The organism is Bradyrhizobium sp. U531, assembly GCF_051710265.1.
Lineage (GTDB): Bacteria > Pseudomonadota > Alphaproteobacteria > Rhizobiales > Xanthobacteraceae > Bradyrhizobium.
Window position 1 is genome coordinate 451,678 of sequence record NZ_JASVEN010000002.1, and the last position, 14,202, is coordinate 465,879.

Below are 14,202 nucleotides of genomic sequence, written 5' to 3' on the forward strand. Positions count from 1 at the left end.
GGGCGTGACTTGCCGCTCCGCCACAGTCCTGTGCTACCAACGTCCCCGCAAGGTGCGACTGGAGGCCGGCGACACGTGAGAACATCGGAAGACCGCTCATTTCTCGTCTGGCTCGGCGTGATTTCCCTCGCGTTCGGCTGGCTGCTCTGGCCGTTCTCGGGCGCCGTGTTGTGGGCCACCCTGCTGGCGATCATCTTCGCGCCCTTCTATCGACGCTGCCTGCAAACCTTTCCGGACTGGCGCAACGCTGCCGCACTTTTCACCGTCATCGTCGTGGTCGTCATGGTGCTGATCCCCGTCGGGGTCGTGATCGCGTCGCTCATAGACCAGGGTGGCGAGCTCTATCAGCGCGTCCAGACCGGCGAGATCAATCTGGCTCATCCCCTGCAACAGCTGAAAGACGCGTTGCCGGGTTGGGCCGCGTCCATGTCCGATCGCCTGGCCGGCATCGATCTGACCGCACTGAAGGAACGCCTGTCGAGCCTGGTGGTCCCGGCCGGCCAGCAACTGGCCGGGCACGCGATCAACATCGGTCAGCTGACGCTGGAATTCGTCGCGAGCCTGCTCGTGATGCTGTACTTGCTGTTCTTCTTCCTGCGCGACGGCGACGAGCTCAATTTGCGCATCCGCAATGCGCTGCCGCTGCGCGCGAGCCACACCGCCGAGATCCTCGATGCGTTCACGCTGGCGGTTCGCGGCACGATCAAGGGGATCATCCTGGTTGCCATGATCCAGGGCGCGCTCGGCGGGCTGATCTTCTGGCTGCTCGGCCTGACTGCGCCGCTGCTGGCGGGCGCCATCATGGCACTGCTCTCGCTTCTGCCGGTGCTCGGCTCCGCCCTGGTCTGGGTTCCCGCCGCGATCTATTTGCTGCTGTCGGGCGCCGTCACCAAGGGGCTCATCCTGCTCGCCTTCGGGACCTTCGTGATCGGCCTTGCCGATAATTTCCTGCGCCCGATTCTGGTCGGCCAGTCGATCCGGATGCCGAGCTATGTCGTGCTGCTCGCGACTCTGGGCGGCCTTGCGACCTTCGGGGCGAACGGCTTCGTCATCGGCCCGCTGGTCGCCGCCATGTTCCTGACAGCGTGGCACATCTTCGTCGGCGCGAAAGAGCGGCAGGTGGCTCGCAAGTGACAGGCGACGCGGCGTGAGCTGTAAAGCGCGGCGCGGATAACTCGTCCCGCTCCGATTACAGCCGCCTGAGCGCCACGCTTTCCACCGCGTGATCCGCACCCTTCTTCAGGATCAGCGTCGCACGGGGGCGAGTCGGCAGGATGTTGTCCTCGAGATTGGCGAGGTTGGTCCGCTCCCAGATCGCGGTGGCCGTGGCGGTCGCCTCCTCGTCCGAGAGCAGCGCATAGCGGTTGAAGTAGGATTTTGGATTGGTGAACGCGGTGTCGCGCAGCGCCAGGAAGCGCTTGATGTACCAGCGGCGCAATGCCTCCTCGTCGGCGTCGATATAGACCGAGAAGTCGAAGAAGTCGGAGACCACGGGCACGGCCTTGCCGTCGCGCGGCAGCTTGCCGGTCTGCAGCACGTTGACGCCCTCGACGATCAGGATGTCGGGCTGGTCGATCTCGGCCCATTCGTTCGGCACGATGTCGTAGGTCAGATGCGAATAGACCGGCGAGCGGACGTGGCGGCGTCCTGACTTGATGTCCGACAGGAAATTGAGCAGCAGCGGCAGGTCGTAGCTCTCCGGAAAGCCCTTCTTCTGCAAAATGCCCTGCTGCTCGAGCAAGGCCTTGGGGTAGAGAAATCCGTCCGTGGTGATTAGCTCGACCTTCGGGCGCGGCGACCATCGCGCCAGCAGTGCCTGGAGCACGCGAGCGGTGGTGGATTTTCCGACCGCGACCGAGCCGGCGACGCCGATGATGTAGGGCATCTTGCGGTCGCGGATATTGAGGAACTGGCGCTCCGCATAATACAGCCGCTGCATCGCATCGACATAGATCGAGAGCAGGCGCGACAACGGAAGATAGATGTCCTCGACTTCCTTGAGATCGAGGCGATCGTGCAGCGAGCGCAACCGGTCGAACTCGCCCGGCTCCAGCGTCATCGGCGTATCGTCGCGCAGACGCGCCCACTCCTTGCGCGAATAGATGCGGTACGGATTGTACTGCTGCTCGGGTGCGCGGATATCCATGACGCGACCTTCTCCGTTGAGAGCCCGGCTAGCTGCCGCTCTTGCGAGACGCTTTCTCTTCCAGCCCCGACATATTCGTCCGCTTGTCCAGGGCCGCTTCCACCTCTTCCAGCTTTACGCCGCGGGCCTTGAGCAAGACAAGGAAGTGATAGAGCAGGTCGGCGCTTTCGGCGATCAGATGCGCGCGATCGTTTTCGACTGCTGCGATTACGGTTTCGACTGCCTCCTCACCGAACTTCTTGGCGCAATGCTCGGCGCCCTTGTCGAGGAGCTTGCGGGTGTAGGAGGCTTCTCCGCCGGCCGCGGCGCGGGCGTCGATGGTGTCGGCCAGATCGTGGATCGTGAAACGCGGCATCGGACTTACTCGGAAACACATGAGGCCACGGAGGCCATTCCCCGCCGGCCTGTGTAGCATTTTTGCAGGCGGGAGTCGTCAGGCATCGAGGCGCATCGGCAATCCGCGCCGGGCCATGTGCTCCTTGGCCTCGCGGATGGTGAATTCGCCAAAATGAAAGATCGAGGCCGCCAGCACAGCCGTGGCGTGTCCGTCGCGGATGCCGTCGACGAGGTGGTCGAGATTGCCGACGCCACCCGAGGCGATGACAGGAACGGCAACGCTGTCGGCGATCGCGCGGGTCAGCGGGATGTCGAACCCCTGCCTGGTGCCGTCGCGGTCCATCGAGGTGAGCAGGATTTCGCCTGCGCCGAGCGAGACCACTTCCTGGGCATATTCGATCGCGTCGATGCCGGTCGAGTTGCGGCCGCCATGGGTGAAGATTTCCCAGCGCTCGCCGCCCGGGCGCTTGACCCGCTTGGCGTCGATCGCGACCACCACGCACTGCTCGCCGAACTTCTCGGCGGCTTCCTTGACGAATTCGCGCCGCGACACCGCAGCGCTGTTGATCGAGACCTTGTCCGCGCCGGCGCGCAGCAGCGTCTTGATGTCGTTGACCTCGCGCACGCCGCCGCCGACGGTCACCGGCATGAAGCAGGCCTCCGCCGTGCGCCGGACCACGTCCAGCATGATGCCGCGGTTCTCGTGGGTGGCGGTGATGTCGAGAAAGGTGAGCTCGTCGGCGCCGGCGGCGTCATAGGCGATCGCGGCTTCGACGGGATCGCCGGCATCGCGGAGATCGACGAAATTGACGCCCTTGACGACCCTTCCGTCCTTGACGTCGAGGCAGGGGATCACGCGCACCTTGAACATGTGTCAGCTCCTGCGCGCGTCGCGGATCAAGGTGAGCGCGGCGGCGGGATCGAGCCGGCCGTCATAGAGGGCGCGACCGGCGATCGCGCCGGCGAGCTTTTTGGCGCGCGGCGTCAGCATCGCCTTGACGTCCTCGATCGAGGCGAGGCCGCCCGAGGCGATCACCGGAATGGAGATCGCATCCGCCAGCGCGATGGTGGCGTCCAAATTCAGGCCCTTGAGCAGGCCGTCGCGCGCGATGTCGGTGAAGATGATGGCGGCAACGCCGGCATCCTCGAACCGCTTTGCGATCTCCAGCACGGTGACCTGCGAAGTCTCGGCCCAGCCTTCGACCGCGACCTTGCCGTCGCGGGCATCGAGCCCGACCGCGACGCGGCCGGGGAATTTCTTCGCGGCAGCCTTCACCAGCTCAGGGTCGCGCACCGCGGCAGTGCCGATGATGACGCGGGTGATGCCCTTGGCGAGCCAGGCTTCGACGGTCTTGAGGTCGCGAATGCCGCCGCCGAGCTGCACCGGAATCTTGATCGTCTTCAGCATCGCCTCGACGGCCTCGGCGTTCACCGGCTTGCCGGCGAACGCACCGTCGAGGTCGACGACGTGGAGATACTCAAAGCCCTGCTCGACAAAGCTCTGCGCCTGCGCCGCCGGATTGAGGTTGAACACCGTCGCGCGCGCCATGTCGCCTTGCTCGAGGCGCACGCACTGGCCGTTCTTGAGGTCGATCGCGGGAAAGAGAATCACGGCTTCCATCGCAAAAAGTTCGAGATCAGAGCGAGGCCGAAGCGCTGGCTCTTCTCGGGGTGAAACTGCGTGCCGATCGCGGTGTCCTTGCCGACGATCGCGGTCACGGGCCCGCCGTAGTCGGCGCGCGCCAGCACATCCGCCTCGTTGGCGGCGTTGAGGTGGTAGGAGTGCACGAAATAGGCGTGCTGGCCTTTCGGGCCGAGCGGCAGCTTGTTCAGCACCGGATGCTCTTGCAGCAGGTCGAGCGTGTTCCAGCCCATGTGCGGGATCTTCAGGCTTTCGTCGCGCGGCGTGATCTTCTCGACGTCGCCGCCGATCCAGTTCAGGCCTTCGGTGATGACATGCTCCTTGCCGCGGCTCGCCATCAGCTGCATGCCGACACAGATGCCGAAGAACGGCCGCGCCTTGACGCGCACCGCTTCCGTGATCGCATCGACCATGCCGTTGACGGCGTCCAGCCCGCGCCGGCAATCGGCAAACGCACCGACGCCCGGCAGCACCAGACGGTCGGCCTCGTAGGCCTGGTCGGGGTCGCTGGTAACGAAAACCTTCTGCGGATTCTCGAGGTTGCGCGCGGCACGCTCGAAGGCTTTCGCGGCGGAATGCAGGTTACCGGAACCGTAATCGATGATGGCGACGCTCATCTTGACCCTCCCGGTTCTGGAAACAAACCAATGATGCCGCCGGCCGGAATCGGCGGCGGGTTCGAGAATTGCTGACCCGGCGTTGAGCGGGTCGGCGGCGGGCCGCCGCGATCGACGGCCCATTGATCGTTGACGATGCCGTGCTGCTTCTGGCTCCAGCGCTCGAAAAAGCGGCGCTCGGCCGTATCCTCGTCGTCGGCAACCACCACGTCGAGCTGCCGCCATTTGCCGCGCGACAGCGTCCAGCGGCGCAGGCTTGCGGCCTCGAGACCCATCAGCAGCGCAACGATGAGATCGGCGAAGAAGATCGACGAGCGTCCGATACCGAGGCTCGACAGCCCGGAATTGAACGCCGCCACGAAGATCAGATAGCCGACCAGGGCCAGCCACAGCCGGTTCCAGAGCAGCCAGAACGGCCCGAAGATCATCGCCCAGAAATGAAAGCCGTCGCGCACGAACACGAACTTGTCGGTCGCACGCAGATCGGCTCCGGCCGGAGAGGGAGCATGAACTGTGTAGACAGGCATGGTGATGCCCCGTTCCCAAAAATTCAGTGATACCGCAAGCGGCGCGCGCCGCCGGCCGGAAGAGGTCAGCCGCCGAGCGAGCCCTTGGTGGACGGGATTTCGCCCGCCGCCTTCGGATCGATCGCAACGGCGGTGCGCAGCGCCCGCGCCAGACCCTTGAAGCAGGATTCGGCGATATGGTGGCTGTTATCGCCATATAGGGTCTCGACGTGGAGAGTCACGCCGGCGTTCATGGCAAAGGCCTGGAACCACTCGCGCACCAGCTCGGTGTCGAACTCACCGATCTTGTCGCGGGGGAAATCGGCCTTGAACACCAGGAACGGGCGGCCCGAGATGTCGATGACCACGCGCGACAGCGTCTCGTCCATGGGCATGTGCACGCCGGCATAGCGGGTGATGCCCGCCATGTTGCCGAGCGCCTGCTTGACCGCCTGGCCGAGCGCGATGCCGGTGTCTTCGGTGGTATGGTGATAATCAATGTGCAGATCGCCCACCGCCTTGACCGTGAGGTCGATGCGGGAATGGCGGGCGAGAAGATCGAGCATATGGTCGAAAAAGCCGATGCCGGTCGCGATATTGGACACGCCGGTGCCATCGAGGTTCACGGAGACCTCGATGTCGGTTTCCTTGGTCTTGCGCTTGATCGTCGCGGTGCGCATTGAAATGCGGTTTCCATTCTAGCTTGGGAGCCGAAAACGCCAGTCTCTTAACAGCCAAATGACGCCTTCGCTACTGCGGGAACGGCTGGCCGGGCCTCTACTTCTGCCTATGGTGAGCGAAATTCGGCCCGGAACGGCCCGTTGTGCGCCTGCGCCGGACCGCCTAAATCAGGCGGACAACGAGGTATTTCATGCAGGATTCCCAGAACAGCTCGCCGGGCTGGCACGGCACCACGATTTTGACGGTCCGCAAGGGCGGCAAGGTGGTGGTCGGCGGCGACGGCCAGGTCTCGATCGGCCAGACCGTGATCAAGTCCAACGCCAAGAAGGTCCGCAAGCTCGGCAAGGGCGACGTCATCGGCGGCTTCGCCGGGGCCACCGCCGACGCTTTCACCCTGTTTGAGCGGCTGGAAGCCAAGCTCGAGCAATATCCGGGGCAGCTGACCCGGGCCGCGGTGGAGCTGGCCAAGGACTGGCGCACCGACCGCTATTTGCGGCGGCTGGAGGCCATGATGATCGTGGCCGACAAGGATGTCTCCCTGGTGCTGACAGGCACCGGCGACGTGCTGGAGCCCGAGGCCGGGGTGATGGCGATCGGCTCCGGCGGCAATTACGCGCTGTCTGCCGCCCGCGCCCTGCTCGACACCGACAAGGACGCCGAGGCCATCGTCCGCCGGTCGCTGGATATCGCCGCGGATATTTGCGTCTATACCAACCGGAATTTGACAATCGAGAGCCTGGCGACCGGGTAGGGCCGGAGCTCCAAACAGCGGAGCTCAGAGCTGGCTGTAACCTCGCCCGCTTGCGGGAGAGGTCGGCGCGTAGCTCCGGGTGAGGGCTCTCTCCTCTGGGGGGCTGTCCCATTGCGGAAACACCCTCTCCCCGACCCTCTCCCGCAAGCGGGAGAGGGAGTGAAGCACCGCCGTCGGCGCCAGATGACGATAACCTACACCTTCCGCGCCATGACCTCCGACGACCTGCCGCTGATCCGGCGGTGGCTGGGGGAAGCGCATGTACGGGAGTGGTGGGGCGATCCGAACGAGCAGTTTTCGCTGGTCGGCGGCGACCTCACTGAGCCCGCCATGGACCAGTTCATCGTGTTGGCCGGCGAGCGGCCCTTCGGCTACATTCAATGCTACCGCCTGACCGCCTGGAATACGGGGCTCGGGCCGCAACCGGAGGGCACGCGTGGGATCGACCAGTTCATCGGCGAGAGCGACATGATCGCGCGCGGTCATGGCTCGGCCTTCATCCGCCAGTTTGTCGATGAGCAGTTTCGCTCCGGCCTGCCCCGCATGGTCACCGATCCCGATCCGCTCAACGCGCGTGCGTTACGGGCCTATGAGAAGGCCGGCTTCGTCCGCGAGCGCATGGTCGAGACGCCCGACGGCGCCGCGCTGTTGATGGTGCGCGAGCCGTGACGCTGACGAGCACGCACGAGAGCAAGCCCGCCTTGCCGGCGCTCGGCTGGGTCGGCATCGCGCTGTTGCTGCTGGCGCTGCAGGCCGCGATCCTGTTCGGCATGGGGCGGGTGCCGATCTGCACCTGCGGCTACGTCAAGCTGTGGCACGGCGTGGTAAACAGCTCGGAGAATTCGCAGCACATCGCCGATTGGTACACTTTCTCGCACATCCTGCACGGCTTCCTGTTCTACGGCCTGACCTGGCTGCTGTTCGTGCGCCTGCCGTTCCTTTCGCTCTCGTGGCCCGCCCGTCTGATCATTGCCATGCTGATCGAAGGCGCCTGGGAGATCGTCGAGAACTCGCCCTTCATCATCGAGCGCTACCGCGCCGGCACGATCTCGCTGGATTATTTCGGCGACAGCATCGTCAATTCGGTCTCCGACAATCTGGCCATGATGCTCGGGTTCCTGGTCGCGCGCGTCCTGCCGGTGCCGGTGACCGTCCTGATCGGCCTCGCCTTCGAGATCATGCTGGCGCTGCATATTCGCGACAATCTGACGCTCAACATCCTGATGCTGATCCATCCGATCGAAGCCGTGAAACAATGGCAATCGGGTCCGCCCATCATCTGACCGAAAATGCGGCTTGTCCTTGGCCGCCTCCCGCCCTAGCTAGACAGACATGACAGACTTCTCTCCTCGCGAAATCGTTTCCGAACTCGATCGTTTCATCGTCGGCCAGACCGATGCCAAGCGCGCCGTCTCGATCGCGCTGCGCAACCGCTGGCGGCGGCAGCAACTCACCGGCTCCCTGCGCGAAGAGGTGCTGCCCAAGAACATCCTGATGATCGGGCCCACCGGCGTCGGCAAGACCGAGATCGCGCGGCGGCTCGCCAAGCTGGCGAACGCGCCGTTCCTGAAGGTGGAAGCGACCAAGTTCACCGAGGTCGGTTATGTCGGCCGCGACGTCGAGCAGATCGTGCGCGATCTCGTCGAGGTCGCGATCGCCCAGGTCCGCGAGAAGAAGCGCAAGGACGTCCAGGCCCGCGCCCAGCTCGCCGCCGAGGAGCGCGTGCTCGATGCGCTGGTCGGCGCCAATGCCTCGTCCGCGACGCGGGAATCGTTTCGCAAGAAGCTGCGTGCCGGCGAGCTCAACGACAAGGAAATCGAGGTCGAGACGCAAAGCGGCGGCAGCGGCATGCCGATGTTCGAAATCCCGGGCATGCCGGGCGCGCAGATGGGCGCGATCTCGATCGGCGACATCTTCGGCAAGTTGGGGGGCCGCAGCAAGACGCGCCGGCTGACGGTCGAGGGCTCGCACGAGATCCTCATCAACGAAGAATCCGACAAGCTGCTGGACACCGACCAGCTGACGCTGGAGGCGATCAGCGCGGTCGAGAACAACGGCATCGTGTTCCTCGACGAGATCGACAAGATCTGTGCCCGCGAAGGCCGCGCCGCCGGCGACGTCTCGCGCGAGGGCGTGCAACGCGACCTGCTGCCGCTGATCGAGGGCACCACAGTCTCGACCAAGCACGGCGCGGTCAAGACCGACCATATCCTGTTCATCGCCTCCGGCGCCTTCCACGTCGCCAAGCCGTCCGACCTGCTGCCGGAACTGCAGGGCCGCCTGCCGATCCGCGTCGAGCTGCAGGCCCTGACCCGCGACGACATGCGCCGCATCCTGACCGAGCCCGAGGCCTCGCTGATCAAGCAATATGTCGCCCTGATGCAAACCGAGGGCGTGACGCTCGACATCACCGACAGCGCCATCGACGCGCTCGCCGACGTCGCGGTCGCCGTCAATTCGACCGTCGAGAACATCGGCGCGCGGCGGCTCCAAACCGTGATGGAGCGGGTGCTCGACGAGATTTCCTTCACCGCCCCCGACCGCAACGGCGAGACCGTCCAGGTCGACGCGGATTTCGTGCAGAAGCACGTCGGCGATCTCGCCAAGAACGCGGATCTGAGCCGGTTCATTTTGTAATTCTGGACGGTCACGCTATGGATGCAGCGTGACCGTACCCATCCTGCAAAACCCCTGGCGCCTGCTGCTCGCGATCAACGCGGCGGTCATAGTCGGCGTGTTCGTTCACAAGATCCAGCTGCCGCCTTACGTCCCCTACATCCACCTCCTGGTCGACTACCATTTCGGCTTCATCAAGCGCGCGCTGATCGGCGCGGCCGTCGCGCTGTTCACCGACAAGGTGCCGGTGTGGCTGGTGTTCGCGCTCGGCGGCGCAACCTGGCTGGTGACGCTGGGTCTTTATGCAAGACTGTTCCAGAAAACCTTCGGCTTCACCGCCAAGACGCTGCCGCTGTTCGTTTTCATCGCGGGCTCGCCGTTCTTCCTGAAGAACTTCATGCATACGCTCGGCCATTTCGACATCTATGGCTGCGCGCTGGCGCTCGTGCTGTTGCTGATGCCGGCAGGCTCGTTGCTGTTCGTCGCGATGGCCGCGCTGTTCTCGATCATTCTCGTGCTGATCCACCACATTCATCTCTTGATGTATGTGCCTGTTATCATCACCATCGTCGTGATCAGGCACTATCTCGCTTACGGCTGCACCCGCGGCAATGTCGCCTTCGGCATCGTCGCCCTCGGCCTCGTCTTCGCGCTGTTCTTCGCCGCGCAATTCCTGGGAACGATGCCGATCCCGGAAGCGGATTTCGTCGCATACCTGAAAACCCGGATGGCCGATCCCGCGCGCACCGATCTGCTGCAGTTCGCCTATATCTGGTACCAGCCGCTGGCAAAGGAGATTTCGGACACCTGGGGAAGACTGCCGCACAACATCCTCGGCGTGCCGGTCTTCGCGCTGCTGATCTGGCTGCACACGCCGCTGTGGCGCTTCTTCGCGAAGCTCATCGGCGCGCTCGCGAGCGAGACGCACCGCCGCCTCGTGATCGCGGCCCTCATCGGTGTCAGCCTCGCCTATCTCGTGATGTTCGCGATGGTGTTCGACTATTCGCGCTGGATCTCGAACTGGGCGGTCTGCATGTTCCTGATCCTGCATGCGGTGAAGATGCTGCCGGCCGCGCGGGAAGCGACGCTGATCCCGGCAGAGGATCGGAAGACAAATACTTTCGGCCTCATCCTTACGCTGATCCCGCGCGTCGGAATCATCCGGCCGTTCTAGAATCTCGCCCGTCTGATCCGCACATACAGCGCGCCCTCGCCGCCATGGCCGATATGCGCGGTCTCGAAGCCGACCACGAAGGCGCGGAATTCCGGCAGGCTCAGCCATTCCGGCACCTGGCGCCGCAGCACGCCGCTTTCGCCGCCGCTGCGGCCCTTGCCGGTGATCACGAGCACGAAGGTCAGACCGTCGTGATGGGCGCGGTGCAGGAAACCGGTGAGGGCGCGGTGCGCGCGCGTCTGGGTCATGCCGTGCAGGTCGAGCCGCGCCTCGATCTCGCTACGGCCGCGCGACAATTTCGTGCGCTCGCGCTTGCCGAGCGGCGCCAGCGGCGGGACCTGCGGTTTCGCAACGCGCGGCGCGGGCGCCGCAATCACCGGCCTTGCCGGAGCTGAAGGCCGGCTCGCCGGAGCCACGGGAGGGTGCCCTGCGGACGGCGCGGCATGCACCTTGACGGCCGCCTTGGCTACACGCTGCTTCCTGAGCGGCTTGACCTGCTTTGCGACCGTATCCCACAACGCGCGCTCTTCCTCGCTCAGCGCGCGGCGGCGCGGCGAGGGGCGTGGCTCCAACACGGGCGGACGGGACGATCGCTTCATTGCTGCCGATGAGGACGTTTCTTCGCCGGCCGCTGTGGTTCGGGAGCGGGCTCGATCACGGGGCGCGGCGCTGGCAGTGGGACAGGACCTGCGATCGCGACCGTGTCAGTCTTGGTTTCCGTAGCGGCAGTTGCGCCAGCCGGCTTGGCCGTCCCCTTGCCCGGATCGGCCTGCGGAAACAGCTTTGCGATCTTCTCCGAGGGCCTGGGGTCCGGCACCGGCAACTTCGCGGCACGCGCGCTGGGATCGAGACCCTTCGGCACCAGCATCACGAAGTGCATGGGATGGCGCAGCCGCCCGGAGACGCGGCCAGCTTCCTGCCCGGCGCCGAAGAACAGATCGGCGCGTGCAGGGCCGATGATGGCCGAGCCGGTATCCTGCGCGATCATCAGCCGATGGAACGGCGTCTTGGCGCGATCGGATTCAATCGGCAGCTCGCCCTCGATGAAGAACGGCGTTCCGTAGACATGCAGCGCTTTGTCGACCGCGATCGAACGTCCCGCCGTCAGCGGAATGCCTTGCGCACCGACTGCCTCGTCCTTGTCGGAGAGGTTGACCTCGCGGAAGAAGATGTAGGCGCGGTTCGCGCGGCGCAGCTCTTTGGCGCCGTCAGGGTTTTGCGTCATCCACTCCCTGATCTTCTGCATCGACATCTCCTCTTTCGGGATGATGCCGCGCTCGATCAGGATGCGCCCGACGGCGGTGTAGGGATAGCCGTTATAGGCGTCGTAGTTGAGCCGGACCGAGCTGCCGTCGTCGAACTTAATCCGTGCCGAACCCTGGATCTGCGCGAACAAGAGATCGGTTGGGTCTTTCAGCCAGGCGATCTCCAGGCCGCGGCCGGCGATCTTGCCATCCTCGATCTCACCGCGATCATAGTAGGGGACCAGCTTGCGCCGGCCGATCTTGCGATAGACCGGCCCCTTGTTCGGCAGGCTCACCGAATCCTGCTTGTAGCCGCGCACGAACAGGTTCGAGGGACGCCGATAGACCGGAACATTGTAGATGTCGGTCTGGGTGCGCGATCCCTCCAGCACCGGCTCGTAATAGCCGGTGACGAAACCGTCGGGTTCGCCGAGACGCGAGATCCGCAGCGGCGCGAAATTCTCCTCGAAGAAGGTTTTTGCTCTGGCGTCGTCGGCAAGCTCGAGCGTCTTGGCGACCCGGCAAGGTTCGCTCAGCGAGCCCGCCAGCGCCTTCGGCTCGCCTGCGCCGGTTTGCGCATTGATCGGCTTGCAGCTCGCGCGAAACGTCTTGTACGCGGCGAGATGATTGTCGTCGCCCCAGCCCTTCACGTCGGCCCAAGCCAGCGGCAGATATTGCGCGCCGGATATTTCGAACGGCAATGGGAGTTGCGGATAGGGCAAGGCCCGCGCCGGAGCCGCAGGCAGCGCCGGAGCATGATGGTGATGGCTGCGGTAGTGGCGTCGCGCAGCCTCGGCGCCGAGCGAAAACGACGACAGCACGACGACGCCTGCGCAAAGCGCCGTCGCGCTGTTCTTCAGGAAGACCTTAATTCGCGCTTCCGGTGCCAACCAGCTTCCAGTTCGGATCGCGAGAGGTGATGTCGCGGGCGAAAGTCCAGATGTCGGTGATGTCGGCGACCGTGTCGGCGCTGCCGTCGACGATGTTGCCGGCCTTGTCGCGGGTGGCGGAGATCATCTGCGAGACGAAGCGGATCGTGAGCTGGGCGGTGCGGTCGCGCAGCTCGGCGCCGACGAGCTCGGCCTTGTCGATCGAGACGAAGCGGGTCTCGGTCTTCTGCTCGTTCTTCTCGCGTTCCTTGATGGCGGCGTCGAAGCTGTCATAGACCTCCGACGACAGCAGGTCGCGCAATGCGCGGCGGTCGCCGTTGGCAAAGGCCAGCACGATCATCTCATAGGCGCCGCGGGCGCCCGAGATGAAATGGCGGGGGTCGAACGTGGAATCCTTGTCTACGATGGCGTCCAGGCCCTGCGCCAGCACCGTGCCGGGCTCGGTCAGGCCCTTCCAACGGTCGGACGGCGGGGTCGGCTCGGCCGTGGGCGCCAAGGGGGCTTGGTCGATCACCTTGCCCGGCATGGTCACGACGTTGTTGTCCTGGCCACTCCCTAGCGCATTGCGGGCGGCAGTCCGGTCGAACGGCGGCCGTTCATTGCCGGTCCGCTGGCCGAGCACGCTGCGCAGCCGCAGAAAGATGAAGACCGCCAGCGCCAGGAAGATGATGGTGTAGATGTCCACGTCGTATTCGCTTTCTGGTCTTTGCGCGGGGTCTTCGCTTTGGGGTCGTCGCCGGGAAAAATAGATCCGGCCAGTAGACCGTTCCATACGGGAACGGCAAGTCTACATCACCATTTTAGGTCCGCGTCAGGTCCGTGGGATGTAGGCACGAAATCTTGCCCGGCCAATGGCGCCTTTTGGCACAGCACCGAGTGTAGCGCGTTTTATCCTTAAGGGGAAACCCGATCCTGCCTGGAAATCGCGCATCTTCAATCGTTTAAGGTGCTATTTTCCGCGAAAGGCAGGGTTGTCGGCGCGGCCCGAATTCCGCCTCCGGGGCCGTTCGTCCTTGTCGAATGAGGCGGCCCTATGTTAGCCAACCGCCGCGAAATTCAGCCCCAATCGGGTAAGGAGAGACTCTCATGACCAACGGTAACGGCACCCCACCCGAGGCGGCCCAGGCGCCCCAGCTCAACGTGCTGGCGCAATATACCAAGGACCTTTCGTTCGAAAATCCGAACGCGCCGAGCTCGCTGCAGCAGCAGGGCCAGCCGCCCCAGATCAACATCCAGATCAATGTCAGCGCCAACAACCTCAGCGAGCAGGAGTTCGAGGTGACGCTGTCGGTCGAGGGCAAGGCCGAGACCGCCGGCAAGATCATGTTCTCGTTCGAGCTGGCCTATGCCGGCGTGTTCCGCATCGCCAACGTGCCGCAGGAGAATCTGCATCCGCTGGTCATGATCGAATGCCCGCGCCTGCTGTTCCCGTTCGCGCGCGAGATCATCGCGACCGCGGTGCGCGACGGCGGGTTCCCGCCCCTGATGCTGGATCCGGTCGATTTCGTCGGTCTCTATCGCCAGAACATGGAGCGGCAAATGGCCGCCCAGGGCGGCGGCCAGACCGGCCAAGCCTAAATCAAAGCCTAAGTCAGGCCT

At 64.6% G+C, this 14,202-nt stretch carries 17 protein-coding genes; 7 read left to right on the top strand and 10 right to left on the bottom strand.

Annotated features, from left to right (window positions below; genetic code table 11):
- The first annotated feature begins 75 nt into the window (after positions 1 to 75).
- Positions 76 to 1,134 carry an AI-2E family transporter gene (locus tag QRQ56_RS13995; protein ID WP_438740774.1) on the top strand — a complete coding sequence of 353 codons (1,059 nt, stop codon included), beginning with the start codon at positions 76 to 78 and terminating at the stop codon, positions 1,132 to 1,134.
- 55 nt (positions 1,135 to 1,189) lie between these two features.
- Here QRQ56_RS13995 and coaA read toward each other — a convergent pair whose 3' ends face one another.
- The 7 genes from coaA to hisB all read right to left on the bottom strand — a co-directional run bounded on the left by coaA (position 1,190) and on the right by hisB (position 5,927).
- On the bottom strand, positions 1,190 to 2,146 hold the full coding sequence (gene coaA, locus QRQ56_RS14000; RefSeq protein WP_438740776.1) for a type I pantothenate kinase: 957 nt from the start codon (positions 2,144 to 2,146) through the stop codon (positions 1,190 to 1,192).
- 28 nt (positions 2,147 to 2,174) lie between these two features.
- Positions 2,175 to 2,501, bottom strand: coding sequence for a phosphoribosyl-ATP diphosphatase (locus QRQ56_RS14005; RefSeq protein WP_063198762.1), 327 nt, complete (start codon positions 2,499 to 2,501; stop codon positions 2,175 to 2,177).
- Positions 2,502 to 2,579: 78 nt separating this feature from the next.
- Positions 2,580 to 3,353, bottom strand: coding sequence for an imidazole glycerol phosphate synthase subunit HisF (gene hisF / locus QRQ56_RS14010; RefSeq protein ID WP_438740778.1), 774 nt, complete (start codon positions 3,351 to 3,353; stop codon positions 2,580 to 2,582).
- Positions 3,354 to 3,356: 3 nt separating this feature from the next.
- On the bottom strand, positions 3,357 to 4,094 hold the full coding sequence (hisA, locus tag QRQ56_RS14015) for a 1-(5-phosphoribosyl)-5-[(5-phosphoribosylamino)methylideneamino]imidazole-4-carboxamide isomerase (RefSeq protein WP_438740780.1): 738 nt from the start codon (positions 4,092 to 4,094) through the stop codon (positions 3,357 to 3,359).
- Entirely contained in the window at positions 4,091 to 4,741 is a 651-nt protein-coding gene (gene hisH, locus QRQ56_RS14020) for an imidazole glycerol phosphate synthase subunit HisH (RefSeq protein ID WP_438740781.1), read from the bottom strand. The genes hisA and hisH overlap by 4 nt, the downstream gene beginning before the upstream one ends.
- Positions 4,738 to 5,268: a DUF2628 domain-containing protein gene (locus tag QRQ56_RS14025; RefSeq protein ID WP_438740782.1), complete on the bottom strand. Its 531-nt coding sequence runs from the start codon at positions 5,266 to 5,268 to the stop codon at positions 4,738 to 4,740. The genes hisH and QRQ56_RS14025 overlap by 4 nt, the downstream gene beginning before the upstream one ends.
- 65 nt (positions 5,269 to 5,333) lie before the next feature.
- Positions 5,334 to 5,927: an imidazoleglycerol-phosphate dehydratase HisB gene (hisB, locus tag QRQ56_RS14030; protein ID WP_438740783.1), complete on the bottom strand. Its 594-nt coding sequence runs from the start codon at positions 5,925 to 5,927 to the stop codon at positions 5,334 to 5,336.
- 191 nt (positions 5,928 to 6,118) lie between these two features.
- Between hisB and hslV the strand changes: the two genes are divergently transcribed.
- The 5 genes from hslV (at position 6,119) to QRQ56_RS14055 (ending at position 10,469) form a co-directional block, all read left to right on the top strand.
- Positions 6,119 to 6,679: an ATP-dependent protease subunit HslV gene (hslV, locus tag QRQ56_RS14035; protein WP_438740785.1), complete on the top strand. Its 561-nt coding sequence runs from the start codon at positions 6,119 to 6,121 to the stop codon at positions 6,677 to 6,679.
- Positions 6,680 to 6,862: 183 nt separating this feature from the next.
- Positions 6,863 to 7,348: a GNAT family N-acetyltransferase gene (locus QRQ56_RS14040; protein ID WP_438741471.1), complete on the top strand. Its 486-nt coding sequence runs from the start codon at positions 6,863 to 6,865 to the stop codon at positions 7,346 to 7,348.
- Positions 7,345 to 7,962, top strand: a complete 618-nt coding sequence (locus tag QRQ56_RS14045) for a DUF2585 domain-containing protein (RefSeq protein ID WP_438740786.1) — start codon at positions 7,345 to 7,347, stop codon at positions 7,960 to 7,962. The genes QRQ56_RS14040 and QRQ56_RS14045 overlap by 4 nt, the downstream gene beginning before the upstream one ends.
- 49 nt (positions 7,963 to 8,011) lie before the next feature.
- Positions 8,012 to 9,316, top strand: coding sequence for an ATP-dependent protease ATPase subunit HslU (gene hslU, locus QRQ56_RS14050; protein ID WP_438740787.1), 1,305 nt, complete (start codon positions 8,012 to 8,014; stop codon positions 9,314 to 9,316).
- Positions 9,317 to 9,344: 28 nt separating this feature from the next.
- The gene (locus QRQ56_RS14055; RefSeq protein ID WP_438740789.1) at positions 9,345 to 10,469 is read left to right on the top strand and encodes a hypothetical protein; all 1,125 of its coding nucleotides are present in this window, start codon (positions 9,345 to 9,347) and stop codon (positions 10,467 to 10,469) included.
- On the opposite strand, the gene QRQ56_RS14060 is transcribed toward QRQ56_RS14055, so the two are convergent.
- From QRQ56_RS14060 to QRQ56_RS14070, 3 genes are read right to left on the bottom strand one after another with little or no spacing between them, the layout of a single operon-like run.
- Positions 10,466 to 11,068, bottom strand: a complete 603-nt coding sequence (locus tag QRQ56_RS14060) for a Smr/MutS family protein (protein WP_438740790.1) — start codon at positions 11,066 to 11,068, stop codon at positions 10,466 to 10,468. The genes QRQ56_RS14055 and QRQ56_RS14060 overlap by 4 nt on opposite strands.
- Entirely contained in the window at positions 11,065 to 12,603 is a 1,539-nt protein-coding gene (locus QRQ56_RS14065) for an MltA domain-containing protein (RefSeq protein WP_438740791.1), read from the bottom strand. Before QRQ56_RS14065 ends, QRQ56_RS14060 begins: the two co-directional genes overlap by 4 nt.
- Positions 12,581 to 13,288, bottom strand: a complete 708-nt coding sequence (locus QRQ56_RS14070) for a Tim44/TimA family putative adaptor protein (RefSeq protein WP_438740793.1) — start codon at positions 13,286 to 13,288, stop codon at positions 12,581 to 12,583. Before QRQ56_RS14070 ends, QRQ56_RS14065 begins: the two co-directional genes overlap by 23 nt.
- Before the next feature lie 401 nt (positions 13,289 to 13,689).
- Here QRQ56_RS14070 and secB point away from each other — a divergent pair, with 401 nt between their 5' ends.
- Positions 13,690 to 14,181, top strand: coding sequence for a protein-export chaperone SecB (secB, locus tag QRQ56_RS14075; protein ID WP_438740794.1), 492 nt, complete (start codon positions 13,690 to 13,692; stop codon positions 14,179 to 14,181).
- The last annotated feature ends 21 nt before the right edge of the window (positions 14,182 to 14,202 follow it).